This window comes from Cyanobacterium sp. HL-69, assembly GCA_002813895.1.
Lineage (GTDB): Bacteria > Cyanobacteriota > Cyanobacteriia > Cyanobacteriales > Cyanobacteriaceae > Cyanobacterium.
This window is the reverse complement of record CP024912.1, coordinates 2,310,538-2,326,229: the sequence shown is the minus strand read 5'-3', so window position 1 is coordinate 2,326,229 and position 15,692 is coordinate 2,310,538. Positions and strand designations below refer to the sequence as shown.

General features: G+C 37.6%; 19 protein-coding genes and 1 tRNA gene. 10 read left to right on the top strand and 10 right to left on the bottom strand.

Annotated elements, in window-relative coordinates; all coding sequences use genetic code 11:
- Nucleotides 1-15 precede the first annotated feature (15 nt).
- The gene (locus AA637_RS10695; RefSeq protein ID WP_069789853.1) at nucleotides 16-357 is read right to left on the bottom strand and encodes a carboxymuconolactone decarboxylase family protein; all 342 of its coding nucleotides are present in this window, start codon (nucleotides 355-357) and stop codon (nucleotides 16-18) included.
- Between the two features lie 98 nt (nucleotides 358-455).
- A complete protein-coding gene (locus AA637_RS10690; RefSeq protein ID WP_069789852.1) occupies nucleotides 456-848 on the bottom strand; it encodes a nuclear transport factor 2 family protein in 393 nt (130 codons plus the stop codon).
- 533 nt (nucleotides 849-1,381) lie between these two features.
- Between AA637_RS10690 and AA637_RS10685 the strand changes: the two genes are divergently transcribed.
- Nucleotides 1,382-1,807, top strand: coding sequence for a nuclear transport factor 2 family protein (locus tag AA637_RS10685; protein WP_069789851.1), 426 nt, complete (start codon nucleotides 1,382-1,384; stop codon nucleotides 1,805-1,807).
- Here AA637_RS10685 and AA637_RS10680 read toward each other — a convergent pair.
- Nucleotides 1,804-2,256, bottom strand: a complete 453-nt coding sequence (locus tag AA637_RS10680) for a nuclear transport factor 2 family protein (protein ID WP_446682742.1) — start codon at nucleotides 2,254-2,256, stop codon at nucleotides 1,804-1,806. The genes AA637_RS10685 and AA637_RS10680 overlap by 4 nt on opposite strands.
- Before the next feature lie 9 nt (nucleotides 2,257-2,265).
- Nucleotides 2,266-2,955, bottom strand: a complete 690-nt coding sequence (locus AA637_RS10675; protein ID WP_446682741.1) for a hemerythrin domain-containing protein — start codon at nucleotides 2,953-2,955, stop codon at nucleotides 2,266-2,268.
- Between the two features lie 178 nt (nucleotides 2,956-3,133).
- On the opposite strand from AA637_RS10675, the gene AA637_RS10670 reads away from it, so the two are divergent.
- Nucleotides 3,134-3,844 (top strand): SDR family NAD(P)-dependent oxidoreductase, encoded by a 711-nt coding sequence (locus AA637_RS10670; protein ID WP_446682740.1) that lies wholly within the window; start codon nucleotides 3,134-3,136, stop codon nucleotides 3,842-3,844.
- 78 nt (nucleotides 3,845-3,922) lie between these two features.
- Here AA637_RS10670 and AA637_RS10665 read toward each other — a convergent pair whose 3' ends face one another.
- From AA637_RS10665 to AA637_RS10650, 4 genes are all read right to left on the bottom strand, one after another.
- Nucleotides 3,923-5,152 (bottom strand): Vgb family protein, encoded by a 1,230-nt coding sequence (locus tag AA637_RS10665; RefSeq protein ID WP_446682739.1) that lies wholly within the window; start codon nucleotides 5,150-5,152, stop codon nucleotides 3,923-3,925.
- A 98-nt stretch (nucleotides 5,153-5,250) separates the two neighbouring features.
- Nucleotides 5,251-5,883, bottom strand: a complete 633-nt coding sequence (locus tag AA637_RS10660) for an NAD(P)-dependent oxidoreductase (protein WP_446682738.1) — start codon at nucleotides 5,881-5,883, stop codon at nucleotides 5,251-5,253.
- 39 nt (nucleotides 5,884-5,922) lie between these two features.
- Nucleotides 5,923-6,930: a DUF4432 family protein gene (locus AA637_RS10655; protein WP_446682737.1), complete on the bottom strand. Its 1,008-nt coding sequence runs from the start codon at nucleotides 6,928-6,930 to the stop codon at nucleotides 5,923-5,925.
- A 205-nt stretch (nucleotides 6,931-7,135) separates the two neighbouring features.
- Nucleotides 7,136-7,906, bottom strand: coding sequence for an SDR family NAD(P)-dependent oxidoreductase (locus AA637_RS10650; protein ID WP_446682736.1), 771 nt, complete (start codon nucleotides 7,904-7,906; stop codon nucleotides 7,136-7,138).
- A 485-nt stretch (nucleotides 7,907-8,391) separates the two neighbouring features.
- Between AA637_RS10650 and AA637_RS10645 the strand changes: the two genes are divergently transcribed.
- On the top strand, nucleotides 8,392-9,216 hold the full coding sequence (locus AA637_RS10645; RefSeq protein ID WP_446682735.1) for a carbohydrate ABC transporter permease: 825 nt from the start codon (nucleotides 8,392-8,394) through the stop codon (nucleotides 9,214-9,216).
- 121 nt (nucleotides 9,217-9,337) lie between these two features.
- On the opposite strand, the gene AA637_RS10640 is transcribed toward AA637_RS10645, so the two are convergent.
- Entirely contained in the window at nucleotides 9,338-10,750 is a 1,413-nt protein-coding gene (locus tag AA637_RS10640) for a TolC family protein (protein ID WP_446682734.1), read from the bottom strand.
- 169 nt (nucleotides 10,751-10,919) lie between these two features.
- Between AA637_RS10640 and AA637_RS10635 the strand changes: the two genes are divergently transcribed.
- From AA637_RS10635 to AA637_RS10625, 3 genes are all read left to right on the top strand, one after another.
- Nucleotides 10,920-11,729: a carbohydrate ABC transporter permease gene (locus AA637_RS10635; RefSeq protein ID WP_446682733.1), complete on the top strand. Its 810-nt coding sequence runs from the start codon at nucleotides 10,920-10,922 to the stop codon at nucleotides 11,727-11,729.
- A 57-nt stretch (nucleotides 11,730-11,786) separates the two neighbouring features.
- A complete protein-coding gene (locus tag AA637_RS10630) occupies nucleotides 11,787-12,110 on the top strand; it encodes an STAS domain-containing protein (RefSeq protein WP_069789841.1) in 324 nt (107 codons plus the stop codon).
- A 121-nt stretch (nucleotides 12,111-12,231) separates the two neighbouring features.
- A complete protein-coding gene (locus AA637_RS10625) occupies nucleotides 12,232-12,375 on the top strand; it encodes a hypothetical protein (protein WP_446682732.1) in 144 nt (47 codons plus the stop codon).
- Here the strand turns inward: AA637_RS10625 and AA637_RS10620 are convergent.
- The gene (locus AA637_RS10620) at nucleotides 12,372-12,860 is read right to left on the bottom strand and encodes a molybdenum cofactor biosynthesis protein MoaE (protein ID WP_446682731.1); all 489 of its coding nucleotides are present in this window, start codon (nucleotides 12,858-12,860) and stop codon (nucleotides 12,372-12,374) included. The two genes, AA637_RS10625 and AA637_RS10620, sit on opposite strands and share 4 nt — an antisense overlap.
- 150 nt (nucleotides 12,861-13,010) lie before the next feature.
- On the opposite strand from AA637_RS10620, the gene AA637_RS10615 reads away from it, so the two are divergent.
- The 4 genes from AA637_RS10615 (at nucleotide 13,011) to AA637_RS10600 (ending at nucleotide 15,650) form a co-directional block, all read left to right on the top strand.
- Nucleotides 13,011-13,877, top strand: a complete 867-nt coding sequence (locus tag AA637_RS10615; RefSeq protein ID WP_446682730.1) for a M48 family metallopeptidase — start codon at nucleotides 13,011-13,013, stop codon at nucleotides 13,875-13,877.
- Nucleotides 13,856-13,937: transfer RNA gene (locus tag AA637_RS10610), tRNA-Leu, on the top strand. Before AA637_RS10615 ends, AA637_RS10610 begins: the two co-directional genes overlap by 22 nt.
- Before the next feature lie 112 nt (nucleotides 13,938-14,049).
- The gene (gene ispE, locus AA637_RS10605; protein ID WP_446682729.1) at nucleotides 14,050-15,000 is read left to right on the top strand and encodes a 4-(cytidine 5'-diphospho)-2-C-methyl-D-erythritol kinase; all 951 of its coding nucleotides are present in this window, start codon (nucleotides 14,050-14,052) and stop codon (nucleotides 14,998-15,000) included.
- Nucleotides 15,001-15,002: 2 nt separating this feature from the next.
- Complete coding sequence (locus AA637_RS10600) at nucleotides 15,003-15,650, top strand: class I SAM-dependent methyltransferase (RefSeq protein ID WP_446682728.1); 648 nt, start codon at nucleotides 15,003-15,005, stop codon at nucleotides 15,648-15,650.
- Nucleotides 15,651-15,692: the final 42 nt, after the last annotated feature.

Below are 15,692 nucleotides of genomic sequence, written 5' to 3'. Positions count from 1 at the left end.
GATTGACAATCAAAACTACTCAGCAAACATTTCTTCTAGTACCCCAAAACAACCTGCTGCTTTATTAAAACCAGCATAAACACACATAAAAAGTAGTAGTTCTTCTATCTCTTCTTTTGTTGCTCCTTGCTTCATGGCCATGTTTACGTGGGCTCCAAAGGGATTACCTGGTCCTGTCTGATCTTGATTGACGACGTCAATGGCAATGGTTATTAAAGCTTTGGTTTTTTGGTCTATCAGCGGTAAACCCCAAGCCTCTCCTGCTACTCGAGTACAAAAATCACCAAATTTAGGATTAATACTTTTTAATCCTGCTTGTAGCTCTTGATCATCTAATACTGCATTGTTGTATGTCATAAACTCTAACTTTATCTCAAAATATTACTTGGACTTTCGCTCAGATTTCTTTTCAGTGGGGAGGAAAGAATCTGAGCATATTCATACTTACTTACCTTTTATGCTTGTTTATCATAGTAAGGTTTCATATCAACATAAACACGCCATTCATTCACTTTGTTGTCTTTCATTCTGAGAACGTCTGTACAGGCAAAGTTCAAAATTGAATTATCTGCTAAGTATTTATAGTGTGCTTCAAATTCAAAAATAACTTGGTCAGAATCTGGTAAATCAAGAACCTGTCTGACGTCTGGAGCTTGCATTTCTACTTGAGAGTACAGTCCTTGAAGAGTTTTGGCGACATTTTCTTTGCCTTTTATTTCCTCTCCTGAACCAATACGGTAGAATACGTCATCTGTTAAACAGTCTTGAAAAGAATTCCAATCTTGAGCCAACATAGATGAAAACATTTTTTCACAGGTTTCTCTATTTGCTGATTTTTGTTCGGACATATTAACCTCGTTTTTGATAAATATTGAATGCTGAAAGTTATCTACAACTCTGGCTATAATGATAGAACAGTTTTTTTCTTTTTTCGCATTAAAAAAATGTTAAGACAATGTTATTTAAACGTTAAGAAAAAATAAGTTTTGTATCACTTTATTGCAAGTGATTTACCTGCAAGATCTGCATGAATCCTATGGACTTATTGAAAGAAACATGGTCAAGTTTACTCTTTAAAAAAAGACTTTATTTCATAGGTTTGATAGTTATGTTTTCTCTCTCAAGGATTAGGTGTAGGGTTGTAATCTGTAAAACATTGTAAGGAAAAACTTCCTTTGAAATTAATCTTTACCTATAAATATTCTATTCTATACACTCAATATTCTATTATGGTTTCAATTTTATAAAAGTTTACTGGTTACTTTGAAAGTAAGAACCCAATTATTTATTTTTTACAAAATTTATGGTGAAAACAAGCTATATTTTTTGTGTTATCTTTTAGAAAGATCTGAAGTATTACTGATTCAAAAGTTTATTTATTATGACTAATTCAAATAAAATAGAAAATAAAAATGATAACCTGAAAGTTGTTCAAGACTTTTATGGAGCTCTAGGTAAAGGAGATATCCCAACGGTTCTTAGTATGATTACGGATGATGCGGAGTGGGATATGCCCCATCCTCGAAATGTTGTTCCTTTTGGTGGCAAATGGAAAGGAAAGGAAGAAGTAACGAAATTTTTTCAAGTAATGCATGATACTGTGCAGGTTAAAGGCTTTGAATTACAGGAGTTTCTCGCCGATAAGAATAAGGTCATAGTTATCGGCAAGATGAAAGGGGTTGCAATTTCGACAGGAAAGGAATATGAAAATGATTTGGTTGCAGTGTGGACGGTAGAAAATGGAAAGATTAAAGGAATGCGAGATTTTATGGACACTGTTCAAGGTATTGATGCTTTCAGTTCTTAAAAAACTTGGGGCAACGGGAAAGCATTTCCTAGGAGTTGTGGTTCTTCTATGTACGAAAAATGATAGGTTCGCTCTAAAAATAACCATTGATTATCTCGCCAAATAAGTTGGTCTTGGTAGATTCCATAGTTTTGAAATCCTTTTCCTTGATGACTTCTCCCTATTTCGCTCATACACCAACGGGCGATCGCCTTTTCACCTTGAATTTCCACAACTCCTGTGTGTACCATCTGTACAAAAAATTCCCATTTATCGAGCAAATCAGCAAAAAGATTACCAATATTATCCTTACCTGTCACCGTCATATTCATCGGAGGATTCAATTTCCAGATTCCGTCAGGTAGCCATAAAGAAGTAAATAAATTTTTATTTCTGAGGTTAACAGCATCCGCAAATTTTGCTACCTGTTGCTTTATTAACCATTCTTGGTGATTTAAGTTAACTGACATAATTTTTTTCTACCCTAAATCTTTATTAATCCGTAAAAAAGGACTCATTGATTGCCATTTATCCTTCCATTGATTAGGAATTAATTCCTGAGTAATCACTGGAGGAAAAACCTCTGCCATAACTTCTCTTTCCTGGGTAGGTAAATTAAATAAAATAAAAGGAATTACTAAATAATCAGGATTAATATGTTTTCCTGCATATTGACCAAACTCAAGACATAATTTTCCTTGTTCTTCTAAACTAATTAACTGAGCAATATTTTCATCATTCAAATACTCCTCTTCTAATTTGTAATGTTCATCCCAAGCACTCTGAATATGTTGCAAACATATCTTAACAAATTCAATATTCTCTACATTACTGAAATCACTATTTAATTGCTCAATGGAACTTTCTAAACTGTCTAATAAAGGTATTAAATCCTCATGTTGCTTTGCTAAATTTTCGTAGGGCATCGAAAAATTAGAACTTTTAAAAAAGGGAAAAATCTTATCATCTTCTACTGTGTGATGAGAATGAAACAAATTAACTAAACTTTTCAAATAATTAATAAATCCCTCTTTTTTTTGCTCATCAATATCACAATTATTCTCTTGTAATTCTAAGCATTCATCTATACTATTTCCTATAGCGTAGGTCAAGACAAAATGAATTCTCTGTATATCTTGAGCAACAGTACTTTTAGTATTAAGTGTCATAACGTACTTATTTCAATTTATTTAAAACTTAAAACATTTTCAATGCCAATATATTACCACAATAATCTTAATAATTTCTTTAAAATTTATTTTTAATAATTTCTTTAAAATTTAGTAGTAACAAATAGTGATTAGCTATAAGATAATTAAAGAAAGCTATAGAATAAATAGAAAAAAAATGGCAAACCTAGATAACAAAATCATACTAATTGCAGGTGGTTCAGGAAATGTTGGTGAGGGGGTTGTACCTGTATTTTTAGAAAAAGGAGCGACAGTTATTGTTCCTTCGAGAAGAAAAGAATCTTTGGATAAATTAGCCCAATCATTAGGAGATTTAGCAACAGACAAATTTGTTCCAATGGTGGGCAATATCGGAACATTGGAAGGAGCAGAAAAGCTCAAAAATGAATTATTAGAGAAATTTGGACATTTAGACGGTGTACTAGTGTCTCTTGGGAGTTGGTGGACAGGAAATAAACCATTAACAGAGCTTGATTTAGCTACTTGGGAACAATACTTGAATAGTAATCTAACTTCTCATTTTCTCTGTGCTAAAACTTTTCTACCTGTTTTAGCAAAAACTGAAGGAAGTTCCTATACTCTTTTAGGGGGTACAGCGGCAGAAGTTCCCTTACCTAATGTTAGTCCAGTGGGTATAACGGCGGCAGGACAACTAATGATGGCAAAAATCGTCATGGCAGAGATGAAGGGAAGCGGAGTTAGAATTAATGAAGTTATTATTCAAGGTATGGTTAAAACTAAGGTCATGGAAGCCTATAGTGAACCTAATTGGATTACGCCAAAGCAAATCGGACAATTTACCTCGTGGTTAGCTTCTGATGAAGCGGAAATGATAAGAGATAGCGTTTTACATATTAATCAAAAGTAATTTAATAAAACCAAACACTATTAGTAAAAATAAAGGGCAACTTTTTAAAGTTTGCCCTTTATTTTGAGTAGTTATGATTTAGCCAAGAAAACTACTACTAGCCACTAGAGGAGTAGTTTCTGCTTCAAAAGAGCTGTCAAATCCAGCAGGTACTAATGATGGTGATGAACTACCACCAGAACTTGAGGTTCTACTAAAGAGGGTCTCAAGCAAAGAAACTTCATTGTCGGGAACTAAGGCTACAGAAGGCTCGGAGAAAGCAATACCTCCTGGATTATTCAAACCTCCGCTACCAGAAGGAACAAATATTCCTCCATCCACAGGATTTCCATTGGAGTCAAATTTAACTATCTGACTACCATTAAAGTCACTAACATACAAATTTCCTTCCCCATCAAAAACCATTCTTGAAGCAGAAGTTAACCCTCCATTATTAGTAGGGGGTACAAAAAAACCTTCTGCTTGTCCAGTGAGTGCATCAAACTGTTGAACGGTTACAGGACTACCATCAAGACTGACAAAAGTACCATTGAGGAATAGTCTGTCATCAGGGGTAAAGGTAGACCCGGAAGGAATTTGAGGGGCAAATTCGGGAGAAATGAACTGGTCAACTTCTTTTGTTTCTAAATTGTAACGTATGATGCTGTTATCGTTTAGAACGCTACTAATGTATAAATTACCATCAGGTCCAAAATTTAAACCAGCAGCAATTAAGTCTCTGTCAGTAAAAGGATTTGTTTCAAGAATAGTCTCCTTATAAGCACCTGTTTCACCATCAAATCTTTGAACTCCACCGCCACCGAGTCCGCTAATGTATAAGTCTCCATCAGATCCAAATAATAAGTCCTCTGGGAAGTTCAAACCATTCGCAGTTAGGTCAAAACCAGAAATAAATTCCCCTAAAAATTCTCCTGTGGTGGCGTCATATTTAACAATTCTGCCATATCGGGTATTTTCGGGATCGTTGGCATTCACTTGATAGCCTTGATCGTTGGCGTAGAGAATGCCATCTTTGAAGGTGATACCAGAGGAAAAGAAAATCGATTCTTGATTTTGAAATCTTTGGGCAAAGGCTCGGGCAAATACCCCAAAGTCTGACTCTACTTCTGTGCCTTGGGGTACAAAGTCTCTGATAAATTCTCCCGTGGTAGCATCGTATTCTAAGATACTTGAATAAAATGTACCGGCTTCAAAGTTTGGGGCTGCGGAGGCGATGTTTAAGTCTCCATCAAGACTAATTAAAACGACTGGTCCAACCCCGAAGGTGTTGTTGACGTTACTGACATACAAGGACAATTCTAGATTCATATGGTTGAATTCCTTTTTATTTATGCTGATACTAAATTTTAATGTGTTTTTTCTAATACAAAATATTTTTTTATTTTTTCTTTAAAAAACGAAATATTCTAATAGGTTATTAGGGGGGTTTTGCCAAAGTGGGTGGGGTTTGTTAGTTGTTTGAGGATAAAGTCGGCTACGTCTGAACGGGAGATGTTTCCTGCTTTAATTCCTGTTAAATCCTCAATTACTTGATATTTTTGGGTTCTTTGACCGTCTGTGAGGAAGCCAGGGCGAACAATTAACCAATCTACGTTACTTTTTTTTATGATTTCTTCTTGTCGATCTTTATCTTGGTAGATTGTTTTGAGTAGTAGGGGGTTTAAGATGCGATCGTATAAAAAGCCTCCATGTCCTTTTGTTTCTCCTGCTCCTATACCACTGACGGAGATTAATTTCTGATGAGATGATTCTGATGCCATAGCTTGTAAGACATTTTTTGCACCGATAGAAAAGACATCTACGGGTTTTTGGGTGGGAGGAATACCAATACAAATACAGATTGCATCTTGATTTTTGACGATGGATTGAACCGCTTCTGGGTCACGAATGTTTCCTTTAATAATATTGAGATTATGGTTTTCAATGGTAATCTTGCTTGGATTTCTGAGAAGGGCTGACACTTGGTGATTTTCTTCTAGGGCAAGGGTTAGAAGACTGTAACCAACTCCTTTGGATGCTCCGATAATTCCTATTTTCATAATTATTTATTAGGTATTCATTGATTATTCAAGTGAGTGTTAGACATGAACAACACCGTCTAGGGTAATTTTTTTTATTTGTGTAGCCTCGTAGGCAACGGTGACTAAGTCTGTTTCGATTATTTGGTGGGGATTCATTTTTAAGGAACTACCGTTTTTAATAGCGGTATCAATACCTGCGGGGGGATAACTGGTGAATGGTTCTATTCCTAGGTTATAGGTTCTACCATACCAAGGATAGTCGTCATGACCTTCATAGACTTGCCACATCCAAATGTATTTGAATAAGTTGTGGTCCCATGCCATTCCTACGCCGAGGTTAAGGTTATGGTTATTGATACCATACCAGCCTTCTTCAAGCTCTTTTAAAAATAAGACATCCACAGATTTTGAGTCTTTTCCTAAAATATTGGTGACATCTTGCATTTTTCCTGTGCGGCGATTTTTAGCTTGGGGAAAATCAAATTCTTGATCTGTTTCCCATAAACCATTGGGATGATATGCCATGGCTTCTACTTTTTTGGCGGGGGCCTGAACGACACAACTGGAGTCGAGAAATGGCTCTCCGACAACGGGGTGATGTCCCCACATAATTTCAAAGTCATGGGGTGAGGTATTGGTTAGTTTTTCTTTAATGAATAGGGCCGGGATGCCTTTTTTTAAGGATAGGTGCTTTTCTAATTTTAGGGGTGATCTATAGAGAGTAACTTCGGTTTTTAATGTGATTAACTCTGGGGTATCAGTAACTATTTGAGCGGATACGGGTAATAGGGATACTTCTCCGTGTAATCCTTGATAGGTTCCTTTGTAGGGTTCTGATGACCATCCTGCGGAGGGTAAAATTTCTTGCCACCCACCATAGTAGTAGTCATGATATGCTCCTTCGGCTAGGGCACTTGTAGAAACGAAGGGGCTACGCATGGGGATAGGGGATTGCCAAAGGAAGTCTATATCTTTTGGTTTGTAGGTAAATTCAAAAATATCACCACCTTTATCTATTAAAACACCAACTCTAATGAAATCATTTTCTAGAAATGCGACACGCATTCCTTTGTAAGTGTAGTCGAGGGATATTCTACAGTCTTGTTTTCTGCCGTGGGTGTACATGATAGTTTTTTAAGGGTTAGAAAATATAAATAGGTTTTCTTTTGGTAGCTTGAGTGGAACTGGAGACAGTGAGATTATTATTAATCTCACTCAATATTTGATGGAGAGAGAAGAGTGATGTGGTGTAGATTCTAAGTGTTAGTTATTACCAATCTTCTAGGATGGCGGTTAGTCCTCCATCAACGAAAAGTTGGGTTCCTGTGATGAAAGAGGCTTGATCGCTCGCAAGGAAGGTACAGGCATGACCAATGTCTTCTGGGGTGCCGATTCGTTTCATTACTTGGCGCTCTTCTATTTCTTTTTTTACTGCGATGGGATCATCATAGCTGTTGAATAAATCTTCAATAAGGGGGGTTAGCACCCATCCAGGGGCGATCGCATTTACCCTGATAACAGGACCATAATCCAGAGCCATATTACGAGTTAGGGCAGTAATTGCTCCTTTAGAGGCACAATAAGGGGCTGTACCTTTAGCAGATGCGTGGGCATGAACAGAAGACATGTTAATGATAGAACCTTTCCCAATAGCTTGCATATGGGGAATACAATATTTTGAGAAGAGAAAATATCCTTTGAGGTTAACGGCTAAACATCTGTCCCACTCTTCACTGGTACAGTCTAAGATTGATTTATAAGTACCAATGCCCGCGTTATTTACTAATATATCGATGTGAGTGTATAGTTCAATGGTTTCATTGACAACTGCTTGAACATTTTCTTCATTGGAAACATCACATTTCATAAAAGTAGCATCTCCACCCTTGGCTTTTATTTGAGCTACAGTTTCTTCTCCGTCTTTAGCTCCATTGGCAACAATTACCACTTTCGCACCTTCATCACAAAATACCTCCGCGACTCCTTTACCAATTCCTTTAGAGCCTCCAGTGACTATTGCTACTCTGTCTTTTAACTTCATATTAATTTTATAGCCTAATTAAAATCCTTTTCACCTTAACTTTTAACTCAAATTCATTATTTTGGGTCAAAATTTACTTAATTTTTAATATTTGTTTTATCTTTACCTCTATTGTGCGGAGGAAATATCTTTATGCTAAGAATATTTAGATTACTTGAATTGATCAAATTGATTTGAGGAAGTAACCTTATTTCAGTAATAATTTTCTAAGGATTAATAATCAATGATTCTGCTTACAATAAATAAAAAAGATACTTAAATTTCTATTTACTAAGTAGGTTGGCGCAATTAATTATAGCTCTTATTTTATTAAGACTCTTATAAACAAGGGGTTTAAACCCCTTGCCTAAATCGATTTAATTATGCCTACTTACTTATAGATATAAGGCTATTTCTTGCCCTTATGTATAGTAGCTAGGCTGAGTATTTTAGGCAACACATAACAAATTTTACTATCAGTTAAGAAACCTTATCTATTAAAAAGAATGAAGAAAACAATTAAAATTATTATTTATTATTTGATTTTAAGTCTCATTGCGATCGCCATGCTTTTCCCCTTGTTATGGTTGTTAGGGACTTCTTTCAAATCAGCAGGGGAAGACATTTTCAGTTTCCCCCCCAACTTTATTCCTGAGCAATTCACCCTCGAAAACTTTATTTCAGTCTGGCAAAACTATCCCTTTGAAACATATCTTTTAAACAGTATAATCGTTGCCGTTTTAACAGTCACCTTTAACCTTTTGTTTTGTTCATTGGCTGCCTATCCCCTCGCAAGATTAGACTTTAAAGGAAAAAAAATTATTTTTATCCTCATAGTCGCCACCATCATGATTCCCTTTCAAATTGTGATGATTCCCCTTTATATTTTGACCGTTAACTTTGGTTTAAGAAATAGTTATTTAGGCGTAATTTTACCCAACCTTGCCTCAGCTTTCGGTATTTTTCTGTTAAAACAAGCCTTTGAAGGAGTACCCAAAGAATTAGAAGAAGCCTCAAGGATTGACGGTTGCACTGAGTTAGGTATTTGGTGGCACATTATGTTACCCGCCATTCGTCCTGCCATCGTTACCCTTGCTATCTTTGTGTTTATTGGGGCATGGAGTGATTTTTTATGGCCCCTAATTGTCCTAGATCGCCCTTCTCACTACACTTTACCTCTAGGGGTGGCAACCCTTGCTAGTTCCCTTGATCTCAACTGGCGTTTAATTGCCGCAGGTTCCATTATTTCCATCGCCCCTGTGATGCTTTTGTTTATCCTTTTACAAAAATATATTATTCCCAGCGATGCCAGTAGTGGAGTCAAGGGTTAGGTATTGGGAAATCCGTGATGGGGGTAGGATAAATAAAAAGAAAATTATAAATACGGAGATTGTAAAACTTTATTATTCTTAATTCTCAATTACCCTCACGACTCCACTTTTTCACCAAGCCCTAAATACCATCCAAACCATATTCTCCTACAGCCCTTTGTAGGCTGTTTAGGGATTGATTGTAACCGATAATGGCTTGTAAAAAATTTCCCCTAGCCTCTGTTAAAGCCCTTTGGGCATTGATCACATCGGTTTGGGTGCCTACTCCTGCTTGAAAACGTAATCTAGCTAATCTAAGGCTTTCTGTGGCCGTGATAGCGGCTTGTTCGGTGGTGGAGATATTTTCTTGGTTTGCCATTAAATCATTAAAGGCGGTTTCTACTTCTAATCTAATGGCACTTTTGCGATCGTCAAAATTATTTTCTTCAATAATGGTCGAAATTTCTTCTTGTTGTGCATTGGCTTTACTTTCTCCTCCATCTACAAAACGCCATTGTAGTCTGGCACCAATACTATAACCATCATTGTAGCCAGTGGTGCTGACGGGGCGACTGTCGGCAAAGGTAGTATTAAAATTATAGTTAGCAAACAGATTTACTTGAGGTCTTTTTTCCGAGAGGGCAATTTCTCTATCTTGTTGATTAATTTCCCTTAATGCTAAAATTTGGTCTAATTCTTCCCTATTTGTATAGGCTAAAACGATACTTTCTTCTAAAGATAAATCCCACTCTCCCCTTTCTTCTACTTCGTCGGCGGATGAATATTCTACGGTTTCAGGTACTCCAATAACTCTGGCTAATTCCCTACGGGCATTTCTTTGATCCGCCCTAGCTCTAGTGAGGGCTTGATTGGCATTGGCAAGATCCACTTCTGCTTGTAATACATCAAAACGAGTTCCTAAACCAGCCCTTTCCAAAAGTTGAGCGTCTCTGAGGGTTTGAGTAAAATCTTCTACGGCGGCTTGGGCAATATTTACCTGAGCGTCACTGTTTTGTAATTGATAATAAGAAGTGGAGACTGTAAATACGGTATCTTGGCTAATTTTATCGACTTCTAATTCACTAACTCTAATTTCTTCTTGGGCTCTGTTGATGGTGGCGGTAATACGTCCCCCGGTGGAGATTCTGTAGCCAACTTCAACCCCTGCCCCTGCTCCAAAAGTATTGGTATTTCCTAAAAATCCTTGGCTTTGATTACCATCTTCTGTAACGTTAGCAGTACCATCAACGAATACTCTTTTTCTGGCTTGGGCAGCTCTTAGAGATTCATTAGACCTTTGTAGTTCTAGTTTTGCTCTTTGTAAGTCTCTATTGTTTTCTAGGGCTATATCAATGGCTTGTTCTAGGGTGATGGAAGTTAAGCCTTCTATGCGTACTTCTTGGGGTTGGCTGGGGCGTAATAATAAGTCACGACTGGAGTTTGATATGTTAGTGTCGGAGGTGCTATCTGATTCTTGAGCGGATGTACTATTAGCCCATCCAAAACCTATAATTAAAAAACTTAGAACAAAGTTTAAACCCTTTTTATAAAACATTACTATCTAAAAATGACTGTCCACAGTGATTATATTTCATTTTAGCTGGTTTGGTGTTGATTAATTAGGGGTTATTGGTAAGAGCAAGGCACATTAATATTTTAAAACAGAAGGTTTGTTTAATTTTTTTGGCAGTAGTGATTTTTTTTGAGATGATTAATTTTTTGAGATGATTAATTTTTTGGTGAATCGTTTTTCTAAAGTTATTAGTTTTGTTATTTTATCGGTGGGGGCGATAGTTATTTTATCTCCTCTTTTTGTGGTTTTATATACTTCTTTTTGGGCGACGGGGAATCAAGATTTTCGTTTTACTTTTGAATATTATCGTCAGGCGTGGGAGATGGGAGATTTTGTTTTGGCTTTTTTTAATTCGGCTCTAGTGGCGATCGCCGTTACTTTTTCCCAAATAGTTACTTCTGCCTTGGCTGGATATGCTTTAGCTAGAATGGAATTTCGAGGCAAAAACTTTATTCTTCTGCTTATTATTGCCACCTTAGTTATTCCCATTCAACTATTGGTAATTCCGATCTTTTTAATCCTCAGAAATGCACATTTAATCAACACCTATGGGGCTTTGATTTTACCTAGTGCCGCCAACGGATTTGGCATTTTTTTGATGAGACAATATTTTCGTACCATACCCATTGAACTCGAACAAGCCGCAGAATTAGACGGTGCCAATCGACTGCAAATTATTTGGCATATTCTTTTACCCCTTGCCAAACCGGCGGTGATTACCCTGTTTTTATTCACCTTTATCGGTGAGTGGAATGATTTATTTAAGCCCCTAGTATTTACCAGCAATCCTCAATTAAAAACTGTGCAGTTAGCCCTTGCATCTTTCCAAGAACAATTTACCAGTAATTGGTCACTATTAATGGCGGCGGTGGTTATCAGCACCATCCCTGTGATTTTCCTATTTATTTTGGGGCAGAAACAGTTTATAGAAGGTATTGGCACCACAGGACTGAAAAATTAAGGATTTTTGCGGTTAATTTTGGTTAGAATACTCATAGAGAGTGTCTATAAATTAAAAATGCTACCTAAAATCAAAGTTTTAAAGCCTGAAGGAATTTTTGATGGTGTAAAAGCGAATGAATTTCGTCAAAATATTAATCAATTCGTTAATGAAGGAATAATTTATATTCTGGTGGATTTTAAGAAAGTAACTTTCATGGATAGTTCGGGTTTGGGAGGTTTGGTACAGGCACTAAAAAGCATACGAAGTGCTAATGGACGCTTGTTTCTCATGTCTCTTAGTGAACAAATTACTATGTTGTTTGAGTTAACAAACATGAAACAGGTTTTTGAAATTATTAATGATAAGTCTGAGTTAGAGTCTAAATTTTCCAATCAATAGAACTTTTCATCCTTGAATATCCTTATCATTTTTAGGGGTGGATATTTCCCTAGTGTGATGGTTGCGTCTTCGCAAAACTCTATCCTAGAATGAAAATAGATACAAATCTTTACAATTGATAATGATTGATAACCAAGAAAATCAAGAAATTCATTCTACAGATAACAATGAGCAGGAGGAGGAAATTCTTTGTCCTCATTGCAAGAGAACAGCTACCAATGGTATTCAGTGTAAGGGAATATGTGTGGCGGATAGTGATTATTAAATAATGTTTCGTTGGTGTGCAAATTCTTCACAAGCCCCAATGCTTACCCAACTGGTGGCACCGTCGGCGAAATGTTCTTTTTTCCAAATGGGGGCGTTATGCTTGAGGGTGTCGATGGCGTAGCGACAGGCTTCAAAGGCTTCTGTGCGATGGGGACATCCCACGGCGACTAATACGCTTATATCTCCGATGGCTAGTTTACCCGTGCGATGGTGGATGACGATGGTTTTTGTGTCTTTCCACTGGCTATAAATGCGATCGCAAATTAGACAAAAAATATTAATGGCCATGGGTTCATAGGCTTGATATTCTAAATATTTAACAGTTTTTCCCTCGGTTTGATTGCGCACAGTGCCACTCATTAAAACTACGGCTCCATTTTCGGGAGAATCAGCCAATTTATAAACATCCTCGACACATAGGGGTGCAAAGGTAATTTTTAAAGACTCAGAATGACTAGAAATAGCCTGTGATAATTCCGCCATGGATAGAGATAGTAACTATTTTTATTTCTCAGAATATATTTGCTTATTATATATCGTGGTGTGAATGTCAATAAAGCTCTTTTGATAACGGCTTGTTTATGGCTTCTTTTCGTTAAGATAAAAGAAAAATAACCCACCGCCAAGATGACTATGAAAACTCAATTAATAGGTTTAAAAGCAGATGATTTTAGACACCCCCTCGACTTACAAGCCACTACCAATTTAAAGCAGTTACCCGGGCTAGACATCGCCATGAGGGGAATTTTAGGCTCGGTGGCAGAAGATTTTTTTTACATGAATAATATCGCCTCTAGTATTTTAATCAGTGAAAACCAACTCCCTCATCTCCATCAGCTTTTGCTCAATGCCTCTTCTATCCTTGATATAGAAGCCCCTCAACTTTATTTAAAACAAAATCCTGTCCCCAATGCTTATACCCTTGCTATCCGAGGTAAAAAGCCTTTTATGGTTATTCATACATCTTTGTTAGAAATTTTAACTGATGAGGAAGTGGAAGCGGTAATTGCCCATGAGTTGGGACATTTGAAATGTGAACATGGGGTATATCTCACCCTTGCGAATTTAATCGTTTTGGCCACGGGGTTGTTGCCTACTTGGGGTAGTATTTTGGCTCAGTCGATGCAAAGTCAGTTGTTGCAATGGTTACGTTGTGCGGAGTTTACCTGCGATCGCGCAGCGTTGTTGGTGGCTCAAGATCCTAAAATTGTCATGTCGGTATTAATGAAATTAACAGGGGGTTCACCTTCTTTGGCTTCTAAGCTCAATTTAGATGCTTTTATGGAGCAAGTAAAGGACTATCAACAGATGAGTAATACGGACATCGGCGAAATGCTTCAGGATATGCAAACCGCCCAACTAACTCACCCTTTACCGATACTAAGAGCGAAGGCAATCCAAAATTGGTCTAGCACTCCTGAATATTACAACTTGCTAGAAGAACAAAAAGTTGGTTATAATAGTGAGCGTCATGCCAAGGGCGGATGGCGAAATTGGTAGACGCACCACACTCAAAATGTGGCGGCTTCGGTCGTGCGAGTTCGAGTCTCGCTCTGCCCATAATATATCTTGAAAGTCACCCTTGATTAGTTCACGGGGTGATTTTTGCTTTATACATTAAATACCATGACTTGATAAAATTTATTTATTAACTTTGTCGAGTGTTCATGTTATGCAATCTTATTCATTATTTGCCCCTGCGAAAATAAATCTTCATTTAGAAATTATAGGCGATCGTCCTGATGGCTACCATGAATTAGTAATGATCATGCAAAGTGTTGCCCTAGGGGACGTTATCGACATCAGAGCCAATGGAAAAGAAGAAATCCGAGTTTTTTGTCAAAATCCCCAAGTCCCCCTCGATAACAGCAATTTAGCTTATAAAGCAGTGCAGTTGATGCAAAAAAATTATCCTACCCAAGCCAGTAACTTTGGGGGGGTCGATATTCATATCGAGAAAAACATTCCTGTGTGTGCAGGATTGGCAGGAGGTTCAACTAATGCGGCAGCGGTTTTGGTGGGGATAAATTTATTATGGGGTTTAGGCTTAACCCAACCTGAATTAAGAGACTTGGCAACCTATCTCGGCTCTGATGTGCCTTTTTGTATTGCAGGGGGAAGTGCGATCGCCACAGGGAGAGGAGAACAAATTGAGCCGTTGCCCCACCTCGATAATATTTGGGTGATTTTGGCAAAATATAGTAATATCAGCGTTTCTACCCCTTGGGCTTACAAAACCTACCGAGAAGAATTTCATGATCTCTATGTCCAAGATAGCCATGGAGTCAGTCAGCGCACCCATGCCGTCCACTCAGGGGAATTGGTACGGGCGATCGCCCATAAAGACTCAAAACAAATCGGCAAACTGCTATACAACGACTTACAAAAAAGCGTCTTGCCCGAATATCCCGAAGTCAAAAACCTGATTGACAAATTTAAAACCCAAAATGTCCTTGGTGCCATGATGTCAGGCTCAGGTCCCACCGTATTTGCCCTCTGCAAAAATCAAGAACAGGCTAACCAGATTAAAGATACTATTAGCAAAGAAATAAACGATCCAAACCTTGAAATGTGGATAACAAAAATGTGTTCCCATGGCATCATCACCACCCAACACAAATAACCATGGAAATCAAAAACCTAGTAGAAAAACATCTCCAGAAAAATCAACCATCAGGATGGTTTGAGGAATTGTACGCCCAAGCCCATCACAATCCAGAGCAAATTCCTTGGGCAACCCAAAAACCTAGTCATCAGTTAATAGAATGGTTAGAAAATAATCCCCTCACTGGAAAAGAAAAACCCCAAGCAATAGTCATCGGTTGTGGGTTAGGAGACGATGCCCAAGCCCTTACAGAAGCAGGATATGATGTAATAGCCTTTGATGTTTCCTCCACTGCTATTAATTGGTGTAAGCAAAGATTTCCTGATAGCCCCGTTGATTATGCTACCGCTGATATTTTTGAGCTTCCTCCTCGCTGGCAACAACAGTTTGACCTTGTCTGGGAATGTCGCACCATTCAAGCCCTTCCCCTTGATGTGCGAAATCAAGTTATGGAAGCCGTTTCATCCCTTGCAAAACCCTCCGCTACTCTCCTGATTTTGACCCATCTTCGAGACACCGAAGAAGCCCCTGGCGGCCCTCCTTGGGCTTTATCCGAAGGAGAATTAAATCAGTTTAATCGACTAGGATGGCAAGAAAATCATCGCTTTATCAACACATTGAAGGATAAACGAGTATCTGTTGCCATGATTGAATATCAACATAATTAGACTTTGATGAAAAAGTGGAGTAATGAAAATGCAGAATAGGCA